Origin of the sequence: Pseudomonas sp. NFPP28, from assembly GCF_900115535.1 — a bacterium.
In the GTDB taxonomy this organism is placed as follows: Bacteria; Pseudomonadota; Gammaproteobacteria; order Pseudomonadales; family Pseudomonadaceae; genus Aquipseudomonas; species Aquipseudomonas extremorientalis.
The window spans coordinates 113,560-134,266 of record NZ_FOWT01000001.1 but is presented as its reverse complement, the minus strand read 5'-3'; the positions used below and the strand labels follow the sequence as shown (position 1 = coordinate 134,266).

The window sequence follows — 20,707 nt, the reverse complement described above, 5'->3', positions numbered from 1 at the left end:
ACCTCTGCTATCGGGGGCAAGCCCCCTCCCACATGTCGGGCAGATTAGATTCCCATGCTGCCCAGCGTGTTCATGATATTGCGCAGTGCCCCGGAAATGGCCGGGTGTTCAGCATCGAACTCTATGGCCGCTTTATTCACATCGTCGGAAATACTGGGTGTCTGGGTGGCCGGTTCCAGCTCAAGTTGCAACTCGAACTTGGCAATCAAGGCCTCCAGTGCTTCACGTTTTTCTTCCGACAGCGGCGGTTGCTGTTCCAACTGCCCGCGCAGGATTTCGACCTGGTCTTCCAGTTTTTTGCGATCAGGCATGATGTGTTTCCTTTTATCGATAGGCACTGGCATAGACCGCGGCACGCCGAGAAAGGTCTACGGGCTAGCCTGTAGATTAATCCACTGGCGTCGACTGTGCATGATCCGTGTCAGGGCTTCTCGCCTTTGAGCTGGCGCAGGCTGATGTCCGCCAGGCAGGTGCCGAGCTCGCCCAGGTGATCGATCACCGAGTGTACGCCCAGCCCGTACAGCGCGAGGGTGGCCTTGCCGCGCTTGAGCTCGCGTTCCGGCTCGCTCAGGGCCTGCCATTGCTCGGGTGCCATGCCGCACAGCGAGCCGCAGGAGGCCAGGCCGATGGTCCACAACCCGGCGTTAAGGCCCGATTGCAGCAGGCGCGGTTCGCCGCTGACCAGTACGCAGCCTTCCAGGCGTTCGATGTTCAGCTCCATCAAGGCTTGCCAGCAGGCATGGGGTGCCGGCCAGCGAATGGAGGAGGGCGATGCCGCCTTGACCCAGTTGGGTAGCGTGGCGGCCAACGGCATGGTGACGGCGGGGGGGAGTTCATCCAGCCAGGCGCAGGGCACGCCTTGTTCCTTGAGGCTGCGCAAGATTTTCAGCGCACCCGGTGTGGCTTGGGAGTCGGGGGCCTGGGAGTCGGTACGGGCCCGGGAACCGAAGTCCACCAGACAGCCACTCAGGCCAAACAGAACGGCGGTCAAGGCGGGGGCGCTGGCGATGGCTATCTCGGCGTGGGGCATGTCGACATCCCTGAAATAGCGCTAACGCTATCCACGCACCATGACAGGCCGATGACAGTCGGGTTGATTGTAGGAATTTTGTGCATTTTGAATCAGACGTTTCCTAGCAGCTGCCTAATTGGCGACTTCCGGCATATACTGACCGCCTTATTCAGGGCATAGCGCCCATGACAGACCATTCAAGGAGCAAAAGCTATGCGCTGGAGCCACTATTTCGCTCAGCTGTCGGTGTGTGCCACTATCTTTCTGGCGCCGTTCGCCGCACAGGCAGCTTCGGAAGACGATCCATGGGAAAGCGTCAACCGCCCGATCTTCACCTTCAACGACACCGTTGATACCTACGCACTGAAGCCATTGGCCCAGGGTTACCAGTTCGTGACCCCGCAATTCGTCCAGGATGGCGTTCACAACTTTTTCCGCAACATCGGCGATGTCGGCAACCTGGCCAATAACGTGCTGCAGCTCAAGCCCCATAAAGCTGGTGTAGATACGGCCCGTTTGCTGGTAAACACCACCTTCGGCGTGTTGGGCTTCATCGATGTAGGCACCAAAATGGGGCTGCAACGCAGTGATGAAGACTTCGGCCAGACCCTCGGCTACTGGGGTGTCGGCAGCGGCCCTTACGTAATGCTGCCGCTGCTGGGCCCAAGCACCTTGCGTGACGCGCCGTCCAAGTATGTGGACAGCTACACCCAGCCGTATCGCTACATGAACGATATCGGCTGGCGCAACAGCACCTTCGGCCTGAACATCGTCGATACCCGTGCCAGCCTGCTTGACAGCGAGAAGCTGATCACCGGTGACAAATACACCTTTATCCGTAACGCGTACCTGCAGAACCGCGAGTTCAAGGTCAAGGACGGCAAGGTCGTCGACGACTTCTAAGCCGTTATGTTTTGACATGAAAAAGGCGACCCCGGCGGTCGCCTTTTTTGTGCGCGGTTTTCAGCGCATTTTCAGGATCCTGAGGCCCAGGTGCTGGTCTTCGCCGGTGGTTTTGGTCCACACCACCTCGGTGTCCGCCTCCAGGCCCTTCAGCGCGGCGTGCTCCGAGTCGATGCGCACGGTCAACAGGTCGCCGGTGTTGAACTGGCGCGGCGCCTGCACCTGCATGCCGGAGCTGGAAAGGTCCACGCAAACCCCGGCAATCTCTTGCCCTGCGTGGATCAGAGACACATCGGCATCCACACGCATGCGGATGAAATCGCGTTTTTCGGCGTAGTCGCGCTCGTGTTCGCTCATGGGTTCCATCCTTTCTTTGTGTTGTGGTCGTGCCTGTTCTTATAACTCCCGGTGATTTGCGGTGTAAAGACGCTCGGCGACCATCGGCATGAGCTTGAAACCCCTGACGGATGGGAGTACCGTCTGCGCCTTAGAAGGGCACCTCTGCTTTACCATTGTGCATGGGAAAAATCCCAATGCTTTGTAGGACAGAGAGGCTAGAAAGCGAATCCAGTACGTGAGCCCGGCCATTGTCGCGCCACCTACGCCAACCTAATTCTGGCGCCGTTTGCCCACATGCAAAAAACCAGTGCCACGCTGCTGATAATCGATGACGACGAAGTAGTGCGCGCGAGCCTCGCGGCCTATTTGGAAGACAGTGGCTTCAGCGTCCTGCAGGCCAGCAATGGCCAACAGGGTCTCCAGGTGTTCGAGCGCGACCAGCCCGACCTCGTGATCTGCGACTTGCGTATGCCCCAGATGGGCGGCCTCGAGCTGATTCGCCAGGTGACCGAGCTCGCCCCGCAGACGCCAGTGATTGTCGTGTCCGGTGCCGGCGTGATGAACGATGCCGTCGAAGCGTTACGCCTGGGCGCTGCCGATTACCTGATCAAGCCCCTGGAAGACCTGGCAGTGCTGGAGCACTCAGTGCGCCGTGCGCTGGACCGGGCGCGCCTGTTGGTTGAAAACCAGCGCTACCGCGAAAAGCTCGAAACCGCCAACCGCGAACTCGAAGCCAGCCTCAACCTGCTCCAGGAAGACCAGAATGCCGGGCGCCAGGTACAGATGAACATGCTGCCGGTCAGCCCGTGGACCATCGACGAATTCCAGTTCGCCCACCAGATCATCCCGTCGCTGTACCTGTCGGGTGATTTTGTCGACTACTTTCGCGTCGACGAGCGGCGTGTCGCGTTCTACCTGGCCGATGTGTCCGGCCACGGTGCTTCCTCGGCTTTTGTCACCGTGTTGCTGAAGTTCATGACCACACGGTTGCTGTTCGAATCCAAGCGCAACGGCACCTTGCCGGAGTTCACCCCCTCCGAGGTGCTGGGTCACATCAACCGAGGCCTGATCAGTTGCAAGCTGGGCAAGCACGTGACGATGGTCGGCGGAGTGATCGATGAAGAAACCGGTCTTTTGACCTACAGCATCGGCGGTCACCTGCCGATGCCTGTTTTATACACTCCTGACAGTGTGCGTTACCTGGAAGGGCGTGGCCTGCCCGTAGGCTTGTTCAATGAAGCGACCTACGAAGACCACATCCTGGAGCTGCCGCCGACGTTCAGCCTGACGCTGATGTCTGATGGCATCCTGGACCTGCTTCCAGAGCCTACACTCAAAGAGAAAGAAGCCGCCTTGCCCCAAAAGGTCAAGTCGGCGGGCGGCAGCCTGGATGGCCTGCGGCAGGTTTTTGGATTGGCCACGCTGGGGGAGATGCCGGATGATATCGCCCTATTGGTGTTGAGCAGGAATCTTTGATGAGTACCGGAAGAATCCAATTCGCCGAGCAAGACGGGACCTTCGTCCTGAAGTTTGTCGGTGAAGTGCGCCTGACCTTGTGTTCGGCGCTGGATGCGACGATTGAGCGGATCTTCACAGCGCTGAACTTCTCGGCGATCGTGATCGATCTGACCGAAACCCGCAGCATCGATAGCACCACCTTGGGCCTGTTGGCCAAGTTGTCCATTCTGTCTCGGCAGAAGGTCGGCCTGTTGCCGACCGTCGTCACCACCCACGAAGACATCACCCGCCTGTTGCAGTCCATGGGCTTCGACCAGGTGTTCAACATCGTTGACCGCCCGATCCCATGCCCGGAATGCCTCACCGACCTGCCGTCCCAGGACCAGTCCGAGGAAGTGGTGCGGGTCAAGGTGCTGGAAGCGCACAAGATCCTGATGGGCTTGAATGATTCCAACCGCGAAGCCTTCCACGACCTCGTCAACGCCCTTGAGCGCCACTGACCTCCTGGGTTGAATGCATTCCAAATGTGGGAGGCGGCAAGCCCCCTCCCACATTGAAGTAAGACAGGCTTCAGATCGGCTGAGCACAAAAAAGGGCGGTACCCGCGAGGGAACCGCCCTTTTTGCCGCTGCCTGCCTTACAACTTGGCAGTCAGCAACGCCTCCAGCTTCTCCTGGTCCCGAGCAAACTGACGAATCCCTTCCGCCAGCTTCTCAGTCGCCATCGCATCCTCGTTGGACTCCCAACGGAACTGCGCTTCAGTCAGATGCACGCGCGCTTCACCGGCATGCCCCGGCGACAGCTTACGCTCCAGCTTGCCCTCATCCGCCGCCAGTTTCTCCAGCAGGTCCGGGCTGATGGTCAGGCGATCACAACCGGCCAACTCCTCGATCTGGCTCAGATTACGGAAGCTCGCGCCCATCACCACGGTTTTGTAGCCATTGGCCTTGTAGTAGTTGTAAATGCGCGTCACCGACTGCACGCCCGGGTCTTCGGTACCGGTGTAGTCGTTGCCGTTGGCCTTCTTGTACCAATCATAGATACGGCCCACGAACGGCGAGATCAGGAACACACCGGCTTCGGCACAGGCCACGGCCTGGGCGAAGGAGAACAGCAGCGTCAGGTTGGTCTGGATGCCTTCTTTTTCCAGCTTCTCCGCCGCGCGGATGCCTTCCCAGGTGGAGGCGATCTTGATCAGCACGCGGTCACGGCCAACGCCGGCTTTGTCATACAGGTCGATCAGGCGATGCGCACGCTTGAGAATCGCGTCTTCGTCGAACGACAGTCGGGCGTCCACCTCAGTGGAAATACGGCCTGGCACCACTTTGAGAATCTCTTGACCCACCGCCACCGCAAACCGGTCGCTGGCCAGGCCCACATCGCCGTTGCAGTCCTGCACGCACTCATCCAGCAACTTGGCGTAGCCCGGGATCGAAGCGGCCTTGAGCAGCAGGGAAGGGTTGGTGGTGGCGTCTTGCGGCTTGAGCTTGGCGAGGGTGGAGAAATCGCCGGTATCGGCTACGACAGTGGTGAATTGCTTGAGTTGTTCCAGCTTGGAAGTCATGGGCGTGCTCTGTCCTGTGGGTCTGATGACATTACCCGAGCACCGGCAGGCGCTCAAGGGCGCAAATGCGTTCGATCGTTTGCGAGGGCAACAACCTGAAAACGGCCGTTTGAATGCCTTGTCTTGGTGCTAAATAGGAGGCCAAAACTGCCGACAGGTTCAACCCAATTCCCGCATGATCACCACAATTCAAAGGTGGAAGGGGGCTTGCCCCCCGATAGCGGCAGACCAGTCCCCCCCAGACTTGAACGGACTTACCGCCCTTCCAGCAAAGCCCCAGCCTGATCCAGCAACGCCAGCGGATCACTCGCCTTGTGAATATCCACCGACAACAACTGCCTGAACTTGCGCGCCCCCGGAAAACCGGTACCCAACCCCAGAATATGCCGAGTGATATGGTGCATCGAACCACCCCTCGCCAAATGCTGCGCAATATACGGCCGCAACTGAACCAGCGCCTCAGCCCGACTGATCACCGGCGCCTCACTGCCAAACAACTGCTGATCCACCTCCGCCAGCAAATACGGATTGTGATAAGCCTCCCGCCCCAGCATCACCCCATCAAACGTCTGCAAATGCTCATGGCACTGATCCAGCGTCTTGATCCCGCCGTTGAGAATAAACTCCAACTCAGGGAAATCCCGCTTCAACTGCGCCGCCACGTCATAACGCAACGGCGGAATGTCACGGTTCTCCTTCGGCGACAGCCCTTCCAGAATCGCAATCCGCGCATGCACGGTAAAACTGGTGCAGCCCGCGTCCTTCACAGTCCCGACGAAATCACACAGCTCGGCGTAGCTGTCCCGGCCATTGATGCCGATGCGGTGCTTCACCGTCACCGGAATCGACACCGCGTCACGCATCGCCTTCACACAATCGGCAACCAGGGCAGGATGCGCCATCAGGATCGCGCCGATCATGTTGTTTTGCACCCGGTCGCTGGGACAACCGACGTTCAGGTTCACCTCGTCGTAGCCAGCGGCCTCGGCCATACGGGCGCAAGCCGCCAGATCAGCCGGAACACTACCGCCCAACTGAAGGGCCAGCGGGTGCTCGGCTTCATTGTGGCGCAGGAAACGGTCGTGGTCGCCGTGAAGGATCGCACCAGTGGTGACCATCTCGGTGTAGAGCAGCGCGTGCTTGGAGAGCAGGCGCAGGAAGAACCGGCAGTGGCGGTCGGTCCAGTCCATCATAGGTGCAACGCTAAAGCGCCGAGACAGTCCGGGGCTTGATTCTGCTGGGCTAAAGCTCTGTTTATATAGCATTTTACTCAACGTGTTCTTGACGAGTTTTAGGGCGTTTTCAGGCGTTTTTGAAGGCTCGGTGGTACGATGTACCACCTCAAAACTGACGCGTACCACTTTCGATATGGCGACTATCAGGGCAAGAAAACTGGCGGATGGGACTGTGAGCTACACGGCTCAAATCCGCATCAAACGCGACGGAGTGCAAGTCTACCAAGAGAGCCAGACCTTCGCCCGGAAACAGGCCGCCCAGGCGTGGACACGCAAGCGTGAGTCGGAGCTGGACCAGCCTGGCGCGATCGAGCGGGCCAGCCGGAAGGGCGTCACCGTCAAAGACATGATCGACCAGTACCTGTTGGAAGTGGGAAAGGCCCGGCCGCTGGGCAAAACCAAGAAGGCCACGCTTGAAGCCATCGGCAAGATGGACATTGGCCAACTAAACGATATCGACGTCACCACTCAATGCCTGGTCGACTTTGCCCTGTTTCGGATGAGCCGCGAGGGCGGCGGCGTCCAGCCGCAAACCGCCGGCAACGATCTGGCGCACCTCGGCGCCGTCCTGGCGATCGCCAAAGACGCCTGGGGCTACCAGGTGGATCCGCTCGCCATGGGCGGCGCCCGCCGGGTGCTGCGCAAGTTGGGCTACAACCTAAAAAGCCGCGAGCGCGACCGCAGGCCGACGTTGGACGAGCTGGACAAGGTACTCACGCACTACCAGGCCATGCAGGCGCGGCGCCCAACCGTCATCAATATGCTCAAGGTCGTGGGCTTTGCCCTGTTCTCTACGCGAAGGCTGGATGAAATAACCCGTATCCGCTGGGCCGACGTCGACGAACCTGGTCAGCGAGTGCTGGTGCGCGACATGAAGAACCCCGGCCAGAAGATCGGCAACGACGTGTGGTGCTACCTGCCGGACGAGGCGTGGCAGATCCTACAGACCATGCCGAAGGTCGGCGAAGACATCTTCCCCTACAGCCCTGAATCCATCTCCACGTCCTGGGCCAAAGCCTGCAAGTTTCTGGAGATTGCGGACCTGCACTTCCATGACCTTCGCCATGAAGGCGTAAGCCGCCTGTTTGAAATGGATTGGGATATCCCGCGTGTGGCAAGTGTGTCCGGCCACCGGGATTGGAATTCAATGCGACGCTACACCCATCTGCGTGGCAAGGGTGACCGCTATGTTGGCTGGGAATGGCACGAGAAAATACTGAGGGCGCCCGTCCAACTGGGCGCCGCATCAGAGAAGTGGCTCAAAAGGCGTGTTTTATCCCGTTGAGCTGGTTGTGTTCTTTCACGGCTGCTGCGCGCTGTAGGTCAAGGTAGGCAGCAAAGTCGGTGAGGTGGATGCCCTTGGCCGACTTCTGGCTACCTTCCAGGCGGGTGATGGGCAGCTTGATCTGACCGCTCATCACCTTGCGCTGAAACATCTCCGGCGTCAGATGCGTGAAGTAGTCCCGGCACACTAGCTCCAGCGGGATAATCGCCTGGCCGTCGTACTGGGCCATGAGAATGAAGGCTGTATTCATCAAACTTCTCCAAACAGAGACAGGCGATTTAACTGACTGTGGCAGTAAGGGTTGACCCATATGCATTCAGTACGGGTCGCGGAGCCGCGCCCAGCGCTGATACGGGCGGAAGTGCCATAACTGGCCCAGCCAGGCAGCAGCTCGGCATACAGATCACTTGGGTAACCAGACAGGACCACCATCCCTTCCAGCTCGAGCAAAACAGCGAGCAACTCGCGGTGTGCGGTGTCATCCATTTCGTGCTTGTAGTACCGGCCGCTGGATGCGCCTTTATATCTGGTGTCGTGCACGTAGGGTGGGTCAACGTAGTGGAGAGTCTGCGGCCCGTCATGTGCCCTAACAACCTCGATCGCCGGCCTGTTCTCGATCAAGACGCCGCTCAGTCGCTGACCAACCTCTGCAAGTTGATCTGGGTAGCTCGCCCAGAGTGACTGGGCTGTGCCGTATTGGCGTTTGGTGTCAATACGAAAACCCGTGACTCCCTTTGTCGCTCCGGCAGAGCCAAAACCCATCTGAGCCCTGATGATCGTTCGGCGGGCGCGTTCTATCGGATCGGTGCAAGGCTCCCACGACAACTCAAATTCTTCCCGCGAATAAGGTGTGAACACAAGGCGTTCAACAAGTCCCGATCGGGAATCTTGATCCTGCAGCACTCGGAAGAGGTTCACGATGTCGCCGTCCAGGTCGTTGTAGACCTCGGCATATGATCGGGCCTTCTGCATCAGCACGCCGGCGGCGCCACCGAATGACTCGACGTAGCAAGTGTGCCGTGGGAAGTGTTGCAGCACCCACGGTGCGAGCCGGAACTTGGCTCCGTGGTAACGGATGACCGGTGATGTAATCGTCATTGGTTACCCCCCCCTCACATCCGAAATGATTGATGAATGGACGCAGGCAGAGCCTTATATTCTGCGGGTTTGGCCCCGTCCCCCTGGATTTCACAAACGAACCGATGCCGCTTTCGGTTGGGCGCAGTCAGTGCCTCGGTCAATCGTGGTACGACGTCGGTGCATTGCTCGTGGGCCTGCGGCCCGTTCCAGCTATCAGCCTTCACAACCTGACAATCCGTCCGTGTCGCGTCCGCACACAGGTAAAGCAACAGGAATACGGTCATACGCCAACCTCCTGCTGAGCCACGCTCAGCGCAATCGCCACCGGCTGCACCCAAATCGACACGTTGCTGAGCATGAACGTCTCACCCGCCTCGGAAAGCAGCAGCGTCATGCCGAACACGTCGGCCATCGCCTTTGCCGCCGCGCGCGGCACCGCGTTGCCAATCCGCTCCCGGTGGTGGCCGTCGTTGATGCCGTCCAGCCGGAAGACTCCCGCCTGTTCGATCTTGCGGACGCGCTGCATCCGCTCAATTTCATGCGCGGTCTGCGGATCTGCTGACCAGTGATCTTCTGGATCAAACAGCGATTGCAGCGCGGCTAGCTCCAGGGTGGTGAAAGGGCGGTGCCAGGTGCCGTCGAGGCTGGTGATCATGCAGGTCAGCCGGTCATTCGGCGCTGGCATGCGCTGGTCTGCAACCGACCACCGGCCGTTGTCGTGGCAGGCGCTGGCTGAAACGGCGCCGGCCGGAGTGTTGTAGTCGACTACACCGTAATGCCCGCCAGTCAGGTACGCGTCGCCCTTGGTGCGTGACATGCCCGGGCGTGGGTCTGCGATCGACAACGCGCCGCTGGCAACCTGCTGCGAGCCGGTCACTGTCTTGGCGCTTTCGCACCAGGGCGTGATCCGCAGCTTTTGCGTGCTGGCGTTCGGGTGCCAGTTTTTGTAGGCAGGATCTGCCACTGCGAAAGCGCCTTGCCCTGTGGTGCTGCCGGCGATGACGGTTCCCGCCGGCTTGCTGTAGTCGGTGACCAGGTACTTGCCGAAGCCCTTGGACGGTTGTCGAGGGTCAGCCACTGCCTGCCCGCCGGAGCTGGGGCCGTGCCCTGCGGTAACAGTGCCGGCAGCTTGGTCGTTACGAACTACCCGGAATACGTTGTTGTGCCGCTCGCCGCTCATGCGTGGATCTGCAACGCTGAACGTCCCTTGTCCTGGGCTACGTTGGCCGGTGACCACGCCGCAGTGGCGGCTGTAAGGTAGCACGCCGTATTGGGTGTATTCGAACTTGCTGGTGGGGCGAGGGTCGGCAACCGAGAATTTTCCATTGGTCGGGCTCGACCGACCGGCGACTGTGCCGGCGGTGTCCTGCCAGTCATGCACACCCATATAACCGGCGCGATATTCCGGCACGATCACGAAGTCGCGCAGGTAACCGTCCTCAATCGCAAAACGGCTCAGGCTGCGCCAATCCTTCCCAGCCTCAACCAGGGCCAGGCGGACCCACGTTTTCCACTGCAACGCTGGAACCCGATGCATAGGCCCCGCCTGATCGATATCGCCGGCCAGCGGCATGCGGCTTAACACGTCACCAACGGCGCGCAGGCTGCGCTTTTCCGGTTCGTACAGGAACGCCGGCACCTTCTCGACGTGCCTGGCCACCAGCAAGAAGCGTTTGCGGCTTTGGGCGAGCCCGCCGATTTCACCACAGTCGTGGGTGGTTTCAGCCACCGCGTAACCGTAGTGCCTGAGCAGCTTGGTGATCTGGTCCAGCAGGTAGCGGCCACGGGTCGCCAGGCGCGGCACGTTCTCGAACACGATTAACTTCACCGGGTTGTGTTTCCAGGCTTCGCACATCAGCCACACACAGCGCAGTGTCAGTTCGTTGAGCGCCCGGTACTTGGGCGTTTGGCTCATTGTTTCGGACAGCAGGCCAGAGGCCCCTTTGCACGGGCTGCTGATGAACACGGCGTCCGGGTCTTCGTTGCCGGCGGCGCGGCGCAGATCCTCGGCGGTTGCCTCTTTCCACCCGGTGGGTGGCTGCTGGCCGTGGAATGCGGTGAACTGCTCGCGGGTGAACAGATCCATCAGCGTGCCAGGTACGCCGGTCATCATCTGGAAGTCGCGCAGGCCTGCGGGGTCGACGTCGACGCCGCCGAGACAGCGCCATTCTGCTTGCACTGGGCCCAGCACGGGTTTGGAATCGCTGAAGCCGGCGGCGCCGCTGCCCAGGCCGCAGCAGAGGTGGAAGTGGGTGAGGGTGCGTTTAAGCATGGTGCTTCTCCTTTCAAGCGGTGGGGGAGTTGCAGCTCCCCGTTTCCCGCCTGTGTTGGGTATCAGTGCGCGTATCGGCGCGGTTTGTTTTGTTTGGCCGCTTCACGCTCGGCCATGTATGCAGCCCACTCCGCTGATTTGCGCTGTTGGCGGATACGGCTACAGGTCTGGTGTTTGCGGGTGGAGCGGGCCTTGCCGCAGATATCGCAGCGACTCGGCAGATCGAGCCGGTGGCTTGCCATAGTCGGCCGCTCGCGCTCTTGGCTGACGTTTTCAGGCATTTGCCACCTCAATTGCCTTCAGCTTTGCGAGGCGTGCGGTTTCGTATTCGCTGGCTAGAATCTCAACTGCACCGTCGATCCATCCGCTTGATGGTTGGCCAGCTGCGATTTGGGCATCGTGTTCGGCTTTGTTGATCTGGAATCCCAGGAGGAAGTAGGCGGTGCCATCGAGTTCAAACTTGACGCCGCCACACAGCCAAAGGCTGCCGCTATTCACGCCGAGTCGATCCCAGTATTCGGTGGTGCTCAAGCGTGCTGGGCAATGCTCGTTCCACAGCGCGACAAGACGTTCATGTTCCGCCCGGATGGCAGCTCGTTCTTCTTTCGATATGCCTTTTTCAGGCTTGGCAGCAGTGCGCAGTGTCCGATAGCCATGGTCATCAGGACGGCACCAGTGCACATCCAGCTCGGCACCGCCGTTGAGTTTCACGCCGCCTGCGAAGTGGGAGTCGACATCACGCATTGGTGCGACCTTGCCGCCGAAATGCACGCCCAGCGCGATTAGTTGAGCGCTGAGAGAGTCCTTCATGACGTAAAAGCTCCGAACAATGCCGACGGTTGCTGGCGCGCTGGACTTATAGAAGTAGTTAGCCATGATCACTCCCCTCCCATAAGCATGCGTGTCAGCGCATTGGGCTGGCCGGCAGGTGTCAATTTGCTTAGCGGCTGTGTGGTGGTTCGGCCATTTGCACTGCGCAAAGTCGCGATATCGTCAGTGATCGCCTCGATCACGGCTTTGCGGGCGCTGAAACGGTAGCTACGACCACCGCCACTGATGGCGACGTAACTGACCTTGTCGCCGACAGCCAACGCGGTTGTGGTAGCCTCTGCGGTGCCGCCTTGGGGTTGATTCACTTGCATGGTGCTTCTCCTTTGGGTGGTCGGTGTCGAGGGGTTGCAGCCCCTCGGCACCACCTTCTTACTGGCTTTCGCCGGTTGGGTTTTGCTTCCGCACCAGGTGCAGCAGCAGGTTTTCAAACTCAACAACTTCATCCGTTGCCGACTGCCATTCCAGCACTGCCTGGATCTGATCCCGGCTGCACTCCAACACCAGAATTTCTTTGTCGCTTACCGCACGAACCTCAAGGATCGCGACCAGTCCGGCTGGGTCGTAGGCTTCGGCGTGAACAATTTTCCCGGATTCGTTAAACCAGTCCTTCAGCTCTTTCAGGTGCCGAAGACGGTTGGTTTCGCCCTGTTGGCCGTCACCGGTGATGACTTGTACGTGCATGGTGCTTCTCCTTTGGGTGGTTGATGCCGAGGGGTTGCAGCCCCTGTTGTGGTTTCAGGCTTGGTCGGCCATGTCGTGCTCAATGATCGCGACGACTTCTTCTCGGTCCCTTGCATAAGCGAACGGCAGTTCTCCACCTGGTCGAGTCACTGGGTAGCGCGACTCAGGTAACCGGCACTCGGCGACGGTGTAACCGTTGTCGGTGATCCAGCAGTTCTGTTGCACTTGCCCGTCTCTGTTTCGTTTTACTGCCCATTTCATGGTCATTCCCTCACTGAGTCAGCTCAGTAACTACGCGCTCTTGAACACCCAGCAGCGCACAGTTAATGGTTTGTTGAACAAGGCATTGCCGGCGGCTTGTGAGGCGCGGACCGCGCTGTACGTGGACTTGTTGGTTTCCAACAGTTTTCGGCTTCGGCTCTCTGTCAGAAGGGAGCGCAAGGTCTTGAGGTCGGCCAGGTTCTGGCGATGAATGCTGGCCAGCTCGGCGAACTCGTTGAGGTTGATGGCGATCAACTTGGGGTCGGTGCTGTGGTTGACCTGCGGGCCATCGCCCAGGCTTTCGAGGTACTCGTAGACTTCCCAAAATTCAGCCACCAGCGGATGGTCTGCGCTGATCGCAGACTGGCGCTCCAAAGCCATGACCGTCAGGGCCTGGTGGGTTGTGATCCGTTGGTTTTCGCTCAGAGGGCAAATCAGGCACAGGCAGTCCACCAGGGCCATGATCTGGCTGTGGTTCTTGATGATCCGTTCGACGCGGATTTCCTTGAGCTTGCGCAGGTGTTGTTCGTGCACCAGAACCCGTTCGGCAAATTTCGCCATGATCTGGCCTTCGGCACGCACGGCCATCAGCAGGAAATGGCTGAGTTGCTCCACCGGGATCAGGTTGAGATTGTCTGCCGCTGCACGGCTCTCTGTGGTCACGTCCGGGCGTGCAAAGTGGGTTTTGATAATCCGGGTCAGGATCGCTTCAGAGGCGCTGACGTCGGCGTTTTGGCTGATTGCGATGGTCCCTCGAAACGGCGGCTCGTAGGTCTCGTTGCCGCTGGTTTTCATACCTTTGGTGCCCAGGGTGCCGCCGCCGAAAAAGTCTTTCAGCTCGTCCCAGTCGAAGCCTTTGGCGTGGGCTTTATCCGGCTCGTTTCGGTCACCCTCAATGAGCACCACCGGCATGTTGGACACTTGGCCCATGGCGCGCTGGCGGCCCGCACGGGTTGATTTAGATGGGTCAAAGCCTTCGTACTCACGGCCTAACAGTTTCCACAGGAACATCAGCAGCGTGGTTTTACCGGCGCCGGCTTCGCCCGTGACTTCTAGGAAGGGAAAGGATTTGTACTGTGCGCGGATCTGCTCGGCGAACAATGAGCCAAACCAGAAAGCCAGGGCGACAACGCCTTTGGCGCCGAAGCACAACCACAGCATTGGCAGCCAATCACTCCGGTACTGCTTGGCATCGCGCTGGATGTGCATTGCGATCGACTTCTGCAGCGTCTTCAGGCGCAGCTTGCCGAACTCGAAAAAGTCTTCCTTATTGACCTGACTGACCACGCCGTTGCGCATGGCGAGGTCGCCGAACACGTAGGCGCCGTGTTCCTTGCTGTAGCCCACGTAGTCGATGGTCTCTACGGTTTTCAGGCCATAGAGCTGGTCTTTCATGATCTTGTCGAGCTGCTGCCCGCTACCGGTGAATACAGCGCCTGCGGCCATGCTGAGCAGGCGTTTCTTGAACTCGCTAGCGGCGGCGACCTGGCCACCGGTGAAGGTGTTTTTGACGCTCCCACCGTCGTGCGGGAAGTCCACGCGGAAGTAGTACCAGGATTCGTCGGTTACTTCGTTACGCTGGAAGTACAGGGCTTGGGGGTAGCAGTTCGCGATTTCGACCACGCCGCCGCACTGACGTAGGGCCTTGTCACGACGCTGCTTGTCGCTGAGCAACTGGTCTTCCTGGCGCTCGGAAGACTCCAGCGCTTGCATGGCCTTGTGGAATTTCTCCAAGTCCATTTTGAACCAGTACATCCGGCTTTCGAATCCGAAGAAAAATTCGTGGCGCTCGCTCCAGTCATACATCAGCACGCCTTTTTCCGACGCGCTTTCGGCCAGCAGCAGGTCGCCGTGATAACGGGCTGCACGTAGGTCTTTTTCGATTTGCTTGGTGCGTTGCTCGTCGCCGTCGACAAACTGCCAGCGCTGGTGCAAGTCGTTCCAATCAACCTTGCGGCTGTCAGCCTGGGGGATTTGTGCCGCTTCGCAGACGTAACCCAGGGCGCGCGCCTGGCGTACCCAGCGTTTGGTGTAACGGTGTGCGCCTGGCTCGTTGTCCAAGGCCCAAATCAGTTTGGGCAGCTTGCCACCGCGTTGACGGGCCAGCTCTTTCAGGGACTCTTCTGGATACGCACCGGATGACATAGCCGAGACAGCGGCAATGCCGTTGTGCACCAGGGCGATGGCGTCAAAGATGCCCTCGACAATCCACAGCTCTTTGACATCCAGCAACTCGACACAGGGCGGGCACCACCACACGCCACGCGGACTGTCGCCGGGTTTGAAACGGGCTTTCATCTTTCCAAAGCGGTGCGGACGGTCAATCAGCCGCTCCCAATATCCACCTTTGTCGAGTGCGAAACGCACGGTGGCGCTGCCTTCGTTCAGCTCGGTGGAAAAATAGGAGTCTTGGGTGAACCAGCCCTGAATGACGTCGAAGCGAAAGCCACGGGCGAACTCCAGGTAAGCGCGGGCTGTGGCGTTAGGATGTTGCTCGGTGGCCGGCGCGCGAGCGCTCCAATCGTTGAACAGGTCCTCATATATCTCTTTAACGTGCCAGGTTTGGCCGCACTTGCCACGGCCACAGCGAATAACCCATGGCGCATCGTGGAAGGCGTATAGCTCTTTTTTGTTGCAGGCGGGGCACTTGCCTTCCCGCATGTATTGGCCGGCCTTGTGCTTGAAACCGTAATCGGATTTCAGGCGGTCCAGGATGTCGGCGCGCAGTTCGTATTCCATTTTCATCGGGGCTTACTTCACTTCGCCGAGACTGTGTTTAAGGGCGCCTATCAGGCTTTTCCGTGCAGCCAACCCAGGGAAGGCCACCAGCAACGAGCCGTGCCGCAAACCCTCGGGGATCATGCGGAAACGGTCGTCATACCAATGCTCGTTGAACAGCACCGCGTACTGCGCACGCAGCTCAACGAGCAGTGCCTCGGCCTGGTCGCGTGGCAGTTTTGCGGTGATGGCAATGTCGATTTCCATGGTCCACCTCGGATTGCGGGCAAAGCTCACCCAAACCCATTGGTAACGGGGCAGGGCAGGGGGGGTAAAAGGGAGCGTTACTGAGGGTGTGGCTTGTGTTCGGTGCTGCGCTGGTCGAGCATTTTCTGCGGCAGAAAGCGAGCTGGGACCGGGAAGCGTTGATCTGCCAGAACGTCCACCAGGTGGACGCGGGTGCTATCAGCCCCAGTGGCCCAGTCGACGCCAATCCAACGGCGCTTTTTGATCATCTGCAGTTCAGTCCAAGCGTTGTGAACAAGCTTAGGCGCCATGAACACAGGCACTTCCAACGCAAGGGTCAGGTGGTGGATGCAGCGATCAAACAAAAGATCGGAATCCACCAGGTGTTCTGCTTCATGGCGTTTCAGGTAGGCGAAAGCAGCTTGTTGCATGCTGCTGCGGTAGTCATGAGTCTGTTGATCGAGGTTCATCACGCGCGCTCCATTTCCAGTTCGTCCAACAGATCGGGCTGATTGTTGGCTGTTTTCATTGCCTGGCGACGAATGACCACGTCCGCAACGGGCAGCTTTACAGCTGGGTTGGGCATGCCGCTGGGGCTCAGTTCGTGGGTCATCTGAAATTCAGCACGCACCGCCCAGCCGCACGCTTCGTTGGTGCATTGCATGTAGGTGATACGCAGGAAAATGTGCTGGCCTTCGCTGGTGCGAATGCGCATGCGGCCGTGGCAGTGGGGACAGACCAGTTTGTAAGTACTCACTAGACAGCTCCCTGGCTGTACAGCTGGATGGTCGCGAACACCTCGGCGTAGCGAGCGGACATGTAGGTGAGCAGGGCGGCGATGATCGCGTCGGCTTCACGTCTTTCGATGACCCCATCGTCAAGGGCGGCAGACATAATCTGATCGACCTTGCCGCGCTTGGCCGAGGCCTTGAGCGAGCGGCTGTACAACTCCACGTTATCCAGGTTCTCCGGGAGGCTCAGCGGTACAAACATGCCGCCGTACATTGAGGCGATGTAGTCAGCCAGGAACGTGGTGCCGGCGACTTGCTCAAGACGGTGGATGTGTTCGTCGGCCAGTGGGCGGCTGCCGGCGTTCTCGTAGGCTTGGTTGTCGAACTTTTTGATTGGCATCCCGAGGTCTGCCGAGGCGTATTCCCGACCACCTGGATAGGCGCCGATGACGGCCATAACGACGCTCTTTCTGCTGTCTAGAACTGGGCGTTTCATCTTCTGGTTTCCCCTTGGAGCCAGAGGCCCTAGTTTGTAATAACGCCGTCTTTGATTCCGAGTAGAACGGCCGCGCGGTGAGCCTCACCGCGCAAGCACTTTTTCTGTCCGTTCAAAACTGCGTAGACGGTCGAAGGGTTGAATTCATTTTTTTCTGCCCAGTCTTTGGCCGAGATTCCGAGACGTGCGAGACGATCACGGGCCTCTTGGCATGCTTGCTCGATGGGGGATGCGTTCGGCATAGTCTCGTTTCGTGTGGTTTCGTGTGATGACGTGTGAAGTATTTCCCATGTTTGTGGGATCGTCAAGTCTTGATGGAGACGAATGTGGGAATTGGTGACCGCCTCAAAGAGGAAAGGGAACGTTTGGGGTTCAGCCAGACTGAATTTTCAGCCGTTGCTGGGGCTTCCAAAAATAGTCAGTACAACTACGAAAAGGGCGATCGGAGCCCGGACGCAAACTACCTAGCTGCGGTAGCGGGCAAAGGCGTCGATATCCTTTACGTGGTGACTGGAGAGCGCAAACCACAGGCTGCCGATAGCATCTCCGCCGAGGTGCTTGAGTTCATTGGGATGTATGAGCAAGTGACCGATGCTGACCGGCAGGTTTTGCTGCGCATGGCTTCAGCGTTCGCCAGTGTCGCGGGTGCTAGCGGCAAAAAGGTCGGCAACTGAATAGGCGTTGAATTGGATATCTCACGCCGACCAAGATGGTCGGCTTTTTCATGGAAGTTAAGGGAGTAGAACAATGGCGTTGAAGCCTTGTAAGTCGTGTAAGCACACAGTCGACGCCACCGCAAAGGTCTGCCCAAGCTGCGGCGTAAAAAATCCAGGAGTGACTGTCGGGCAGCAGGTATTCGGGCTTTTGATCCTGCTGGTCATCATCGCTGGCGCTGTCACGATGTGTTCAGGTGGCGATAAGGACAAACCTGCCGACAAGGCACCGCCTGCGGAAAAGCCTGCTCAAAGTTCCGTTTTGCCCTCCACTTACACCATCACTAAAGACGAATTTCGCGAGGGACGGCCTCGCAAGGTCGAGGTGTTGTTGCCCCGTCGCCTCAATGACACTGAACTTGCTGACGTAGCAAAAGCCGTTCGCGCTGATACTAAATTCAAGGCTGAAAAAACCTTCATCGGGTTCCGCGTCGAAGGGCAATCTGACGGTGCTTACTGGGCCAACGCCAGTTTCGATCCTGACTATAGATCCTCGCTGATCGGCTTGAGCGCCAATGATTACCAAGCGTTGAAGGCTCTGGATTTGAAGGCGTACCCGACCAGAATCGGTAGTTGGATGCAGGACGGTGCGCTGGGGCATGTGATGGTGCTGTACAAGCAGAACGACAAATATCTGCTCGATTCTGTCTTTGCCAGCGGTGGGAAAAATACCGAGCACTATGTAGGCAAGAAACTGCCGGATGGTGGGCTGCGTCTTGACGATCCCGAAAGCGACTTCAACGAGCATTACGTTGTCGATGCTAAGGGCAACTTACAAGGCTGGGGTGAGAACGGCGTGTACATGACATTGCCCCCGTTCAAGCCGGCGCAGTGACGTAACAAAACAAATAATTTTTTTGCTGATGCTCCGATGACACAGCAAAACGTGATGGAAATTAGCTGTTCCCCGGGAAACTTTAACGGCGCCATGTAGGCGCCGAGTCCCCGTTGCGTGTGAAAGGAGTATTCGCATGATGGAGAACAGCGGTGTATCGGAAAGCCAGGTGCAAGTCGTAGATGCGAACTGCCTTAGCGATCAGGAAGTGATGTTGCTGATTATGTTCAGGTCAATCAGCCCCCAGCGTCAGAAAGATGTGCTGCGGCTGTTGGAGGTCTTCGCCCAGGCACCTGAGTAAGTCGAGAGCAGACCCCGGACTGGCTCCGGGGTTTATACCTGTTTGTCGGCCTGAGCTTTTTTCCACTCACGATCCACTGCCCGCTTGGCTGTCTTCTCACTGGCATACAACCACCGCAACCGCCTCGGCTTCGCCTGATCCCCCGCCGTAATCGTCTTCTCCTTCCCGGTTTTCTGGTCGCGGTAGTGCGCGATTATTCCTGTGTAATCGCCCTTGTTCTCTTCCGCCAGGTCCTCGACGTTGTCCTCCGGCAACTTGCTCTCCAGCTCTAGGCTGACCGTGTAGCCACCGTCCGCGCTTAAACTGTGCTGTACATTCCCGCCGTACCAAATGATCTCGTCAATTTCCGCTTTCACGCCCTGGAGCGTGTACGTCAGCTCGGGGATCAGATCCGGCCGCCCCATCGCCAGGGTGTAACTGAGCGTGGCACTGCCGCGCTGCAACCGCCGAAACTCCGCCCGTGCCGCGCGCAGGGCTGACTGTTGGTCGCTGTACGTGTGGCGCAGATCTTTGAGGTTGTCGCCGCTGCCGGCAATGGCCTCCTGTTTCTTGGCGCTGTTCACGTCGTAGTAATAGGCGCGCACTCCGTCGTAGCTGTCGCGGTCGGCTTGCAGGTAGCGGTGTTGGTCACCGTCCTCGCGGGTGAGGACGATGTGGGGCAGGTCCATGCCGCTGGCGGTCTTGCCGCCGCCCGCCGGTAGGCATAACAAGCAGCCAGCTTTGACGCTGGCCACCGCGTCGAATTCTTCACCCAGTCGGCTGATCAGGTTAGCGTCGGACTCGTTTGCCTGGTCGAGCTGCAGGATAGGCAACCCGTCGAGTGCACCGGCGATGGTGGCGGTCAGGCCGTTGCCGATGGCGATATCGCCCAGGACGTCGCCGAGGGTGGTGTTGCTCCAGCTGCGTTCGCGTTTGGTTTTGAGGCCCTTGCGCAGGTCTGCTGATCGAGCGCGGATGCTGAGCACGTCTGGCGCGCCGCTGTGTTCGGTTTCGTCGACGGTGTAGGTACCTTTGTCCACCAGGCCGGTGTCGCTCCAGCCCAACCACAACCGCAGCACCGCGCCCTTGGGCGGGATGGTCAGCAGGCCGTCGTGGTCGCTGAGGGTGATGCTGAGCTGGTCGGCCTCCACGCCGCGGTTGTCGGTCAGCTCCAGGCTCATCAGCCGCGGGCTGATCAACTGGGCGATGTCCAGGCCGTCGACGGTGAGCCGGAACGCTGGCACCGGGTAAGCTGCGTCGCGGACGTAACGTTCGGCGGTGTTGCGCAGGTAGCCGGTGACCTTGGATATGACGGACTCGATCACAGCAGGCCTCGCAGTATGTTGACGCCGATGCTGGTACCGGCGCCGAGCAGGTCGATGCGGTCATCGTCGGTGCGTTTCAGGCTCAGGGTGAATTCAATGCGCCGTGGGGTGCCGTCGCTGAAAAAAATGGTCTTGGTCTCGCTCAGGCTTTCGATTACCCACAGCCCGTAGATTCGCCCGGTGCCCTCGACCATGGGCCAGGCCTTACCGGTGTTTGCCATCAGGCGGATGGCGTCCAGGCTGAGCGCGCTGCCGGCCAACTCGGGGAAGATGATGCCGGGGAGGGTGATGGCGTCATCGCCACGGCCCACGAACTGCCGTGCGGGAGCGGCGCCGATCCGGTTGTTGCTGGCGTGTCGCCAATCGGTCTGGCGCTGTAGTTCCTGGTAGGCGGCGGTTCTGAGGCTGAACACGAACATGCCGAGGGCCATCATCATGGTGG

28 protein-coding genes are annotated in these 20,707 nt (G+C 59.2%); 7 read left to right on the top strand and 21 right to left on the bottom strand.

Annotated elements, in window-relative coordinates; all coding sequences use genetic code 11:
• Nucleotides 1-44 precede the first annotated feature (44 nt).
• Entirely contained in the window at nucleotides 45-311 is a 267-nt protein-coding gene (locus BM110_RS00725; RefSeq protein ID WP_071489024.1) for a DUF4404 family protein, read from the bottom strand.
• Nucleotides 312-421: 110 nt separating this feature from the next.
• Nucleotides 422-1,030, bottom strand: a complete 609-nt coding sequence (locus BM110_RS00720) for an HAD superfamily inactivated hydrolase PcrP (protein ID WP_093511985.1) — start codon at nucleotides 1,028-1,030, stop codon at nucleotides 422-424.
• A gap of 195 nt (nucleotides 1,031-1,225) precedes the next feature.
• Here BM110_RS00720 and BM110_RS00715 point away from each other — a divergent pair, with 195 nt between their 5' ends.
• Nucleotides 1,226-1,915 (top strand): MlaA family lipoprotein, encoded by a 690-nt coding sequence (locus tag BM110_RS00715; RefSeq protein ID WP_092247414.1) that lies wholly within the window; start codon nucleotides 1,226-1,228, stop codon nucleotides 1,913-1,915.
• Nucleotides 1,916-1,975: 60 nt separating this feature from the next.
• Here BM110_RS00715 and BM110_RS00710 read toward each other — a convergent pair whose 3' ends face one another.
• Nucleotides 1,976-2,272, bottom strand: coding sequence for a PilZ domain-containing protein (locus BM110_RS00710; protein ID WP_092247417.1), 297 nt, complete (start codon nucleotides 2,270-2,272; stop codon nucleotides 1,976-1,978).
• Nucleotides 2,273-2,548: 276 nt separating this feature from the next.
• Between BM110_RS00710 and rssB the strand changes: the two genes are divergently transcribed.
• Both rssB and rssC read left to right on the top strand, forming a co-directional pair.
• The gene (gene rssB, locus BM110_RS00700; protein WP_027604216.1) at nucleotides 2,549-3,730 is read left to right on the top strand and encodes a two-component system response regulator RssB; all 1,182 of its coding nucleotides are present in this window, start codon (nucleotides 2,549-2,551) and stop codon (nucleotides 3,728-3,730) included.
• Complete coding sequence (rssC, locus tag BM110_RS00695; RefSeq protein WP_003218919.1) at nucleotides 3,730-4,212, top strand: anti-sigma factor antagonist RssC; 483 nt, start codon at nucleotides 3,730-3,732, stop codon at nucleotides 4,210-4,212. Before rssB ends, rssC begins: the two co-directional genes overlap by 1 nt.
• A 137-nt stretch (nucleotides 4,213-4,349) precedes the next feature.
• Here rssC and tal read toward each other — a convergent pair whose 3' ends face one another.
• Together tal and dusA are read right to left on the bottom strand one after the other, a co-directional pair.
• Nucleotides 4,350-5,276, bottom strand: a complete 927-nt coding sequence (gene tal, locus BM110_RS00690; protein ID WP_093511983.1) for a transaldolase — start codon at nucleotides 5,274-5,276, stop codon at nucleotides 4,350-4,352.
• 254 nt (nucleotides 5,277-5,530) lie between these two features.
• The gene (gene dusA, locus BM110_RS00685; RefSeq protein ID WP_093511980.1) at nucleotides 5,531-6,541 is read right to left on the bottom strand and encodes a tRNA dihydrouridine(20/20a) synthase DusA; all 1,011 of its coding nucleotides are present in this window, start codon (nucleotides 6,539-6,541) and stop codon (nucleotides 5,531-5,533) included.
• Nucleotides 6,542-6,644: 103 nt separating this feature from the next.
• On the opposite strand from dusA, the gene BM110_RS00680 reads away from it, so the two are divergent.
• Nucleotides 6,645-7,796 (top strand): site-specific integrase, encoded by a 1,152-nt coding sequence (locus BM110_RS00680; protein WP_093511978.1) that lies wholly within the window; start codon nucleotides 6,645-6,647, stop codon nucleotides 7,794-7,796.
• On the opposite strand, the gene BM110_RS00675 is transcribed toward BM110_RS00680, so the two are convergent.
• From BM110_RS00675 to BM110_RS00605, 14 genes are all read right to left on the bottom strand, one after another.
• Nucleotides 7,771-8,046 (bottom strand): pyocin activator PrtN family protein, encoded by a 276-nt coding sequence (locus tag BM110_RS00675; protein ID WP_093511976.1) that lies wholly within the window; start codon nucleotides 8,044-8,046, stop codon nucleotides 7,771-7,773. The genes BM110_RS00680 and BM110_RS00675 overlap by 26 nt on opposite strands.
• Nucleotides 8,046-8,894, bottom strand: coding sequence for a DNA adenine methylase (locus BM110_RS00670; RefSeq protein WP_093511974.1), 849 nt, complete (start codon nucleotides 8,892-8,894; stop codon nucleotides 8,046-8,048). The genes BM110_RS00675 and BM110_RS00670 overlap by 1 nt, the downstream gene beginning before the upstream one ends.
• Nucleotides 8,895-9,156: 262 nt before the next feature.
• Nucleotides 9,157-11,148, bottom strand: coding sequence for a DNA cytosine methyltransferase (locus BM110_RS00660; protein WP_093511970.1), 1,992 nt, complete (start codon nucleotides 11,146-11,148; stop codon nucleotides 9,157-9,159).
• A 62-nt stretch (nucleotides 11,149-11,210) separates the two neighbouring features.
• Nucleotides 11,211-11,429: a hypothetical protein gene (locus BM110_RS00655; RefSeq protein ID WP_093511968.1), complete on the bottom strand. Its 219-nt coding sequence runs from the start codon at nucleotides 11,427-11,429 to the stop codon at nucleotides 11,211-11,213.
• Entirely contained in the window at nucleotides 11,422-12,024 is a 603-nt protein-coding gene (locus BM110_RS00650) for a hypothetical protein (protein WP_093511966.1), read from the bottom strand. The genes BM110_RS00655 and BM110_RS00650 overlap by 8 nt, the downstream gene beginning before the upstream one ends.
• A 2-nt stretch (nucleotides 12,025-12,026) precedes the next feature.
• Nucleotides 12,027-12,290, bottom strand: coding sequence for a hypothetical protein (locus tag BM110_RS00645; RefSeq protein WP_093511964.1), 264 nt, complete (start codon nucleotides 12,288-12,290; stop codon nucleotides 12,027-12,029).
• Nucleotides 12,291-12,348: 58 nt separating this feature from the next.
• On the bottom strand, nucleotides 12,349-12,660 hold the full coding sequence (locus BM110_RS00640) for a hypothetical protein (protein ID WP_093511962.1): 312 nt from the start codon (nucleotides 12,658-12,660) through the stop codon (nucleotides 12,349-12,351).
• Nucleotides 12,661-12,714: 54 nt separating this feature from the next.
• A complete protein-coding gene (locus BM110_RS00635; RefSeq protein WP_093512594.1) occupies nucleotides 12,715-12,921 on the bottom strand; it encodes a hypothetical protein in 207 nt (68 codons plus the stop codon).
• A 30-nt stretch (nucleotides 12,922-12,951) separates the two neighbouring features.
• Nucleotides 12,952-15,666, bottom strand: coding sequence for a toprim domain-containing protein (locus tag BM110_RS00630; protein ID WP_175538833.1), 2,715 nt, complete (start codon nucleotides 15,664-15,666; stop codon nucleotides 12,952-12,954).
• Between the two features lie 6 nt (nucleotides 15,667-15,672).
• Nucleotides 15,673-15,906, bottom strand: coding sequence for a hypothetical protein (locus tag BM110_RS00625; RefSeq protein ID WP_093511960.1), 234 nt, complete (start codon nucleotides 15,904-15,906; stop codon nucleotides 15,673-15,675).
• Nucleotides 15,907-15,983: 77 nt separating this feature from the next.
• The gene (locus BM110_RS00620; protein ID WP_093511958.1) at nucleotides 15,984-16,355 is read right to left on the bottom strand and encodes a hypothetical protein; all 372 of its coding nucleotides are present in this window, start codon (nucleotides 16,353-16,355) and stop codon (nucleotides 15,984-15,986) included.
• Nucleotides 16,355-16,642 (bottom strand): Ogr/Delta-like zinc finger protein, encoded by a 288-nt coding sequence (locus BM110_RS00615; RefSeq protein ID WP_065945746.1) that lies wholly within the window; start codon nucleotides 16,640-16,642, stop codon nucleotides 16,355-16,357. The genes BM110_RS00620 and BM110_RS00615 overlap by 1 nt, the downstream gene beginning before the upstream one ends.
• On the bottom strand, nucleotides 16,642-17,112 hold the full coding sequence (locus BM110_RS00610; RefSeq protein ID WP_093511956.1) for a YmfL family putative regulatory protein: 471 nt from the start codon (nucleotides 17,110-17,112) through the stop codon (nucleotides 16,642-16,644). The genes BM110_RS00615 and BM110_RS00610 overlap by 1 nt, the downstream gene beginning before the upstream one ends.
• A 29-nt stretch (nucleotides 17,113-17,141) precedes the next feature.
• Nucleotides 17,142-17,354 (bottom strand): DNA-binding protein, encoded by a 213-nt coding sequence (locus BM110_RS00605; RefSeq protein ID WP_092231667.1) that lies wholly within the window; start codon nucleotides 17,352-17,354, stop codon nucleotides 17,142-17,144.
• A gap of 84 nt (nucleotides 17,355-17,438) precedes the next feature.
• Here BM110_RS00605 and BM110_RS00600 point away from each other — a divergent pair, with 84 nt between their 5' ends.
• The 3 genes from BM110_RS00600 to BM110_RS29510 all read left to right on the top strand — a co-directional run bounded on the left by BM110_RS00600 (nucleotide 17,439) and on the right by BM110_RS29510 (nucleotide 18,961).
• The gene (locus BM110_RS00600; RefSeq protein ID WP_093511954.1) at nucleotides 17,439-17,786 is read left to right on the top strand and encodes a helix-turn-helix domain-containing protein; all 348 of its coding nucleotides are present in this window, start codon (nucleotides 17,439-17,441) and stop codon (nucleotides 17,784-17,786) included.
• Nucleotides 17,787-17,859: 73 nt separating this feature from the next.
• Complete coding sequence (locus tag BM110_RS00595; protein WP_093511952.1) at nucleotides 17,860-18,660, top strand: zinc ribbon domain-containing protein; 801 nt, start codon at nucleotides 17,860-17,862, stop codon at nucleotides 18,658-18,660.
• Between the two features lie 136 nt (nucleotides 18,661-18,796).
• Nucleotides 18,797-18,961 (top strand): hypothetical protein, encoded by a 165-nt coding sequence (locus BM110_RS29510; RefSeq protein WP_175538832.1) that lies wholly within the window; start codon nucleotides 18,797-18,799, stop codon nucleotides 18,959-18,961.
• Nucleotides 18,962-18,993: 32 nt separating this feature from the next.
• Here the strand turns inward: BM110_RS29510 and BM110_RS00590 are convergent, their stop codons facing one another.
• Nucleotides 18,994-20,265 (bottom strand): phage late control D family protein, encoded by a 1,272-nt coding sequence (locus BM110_RS00590; RefSeq protein ID WP_093511950.1) that lies wholly within the window; start codon nucleotides 20,263-20,265, stop codon nucleotides 18,994-18,996.
• On the bottom strand, nucleotides 20,262-20,702 hold the full coding sequence (locus tag BM110_RS00585; protein WP_093511948.1) for a phage tail protein: 441 nt from the start codon (nucleotides 20,700-20,702) through the stop codon (nucleotides 20,262-20,264). Before BM110_RS00585 ends, BM110_RS00590 begins: the two co-directional genes overlap by 4 nt.
• Nucleotides 20,703-20,707: the final 5 nt, after the last annotated feature.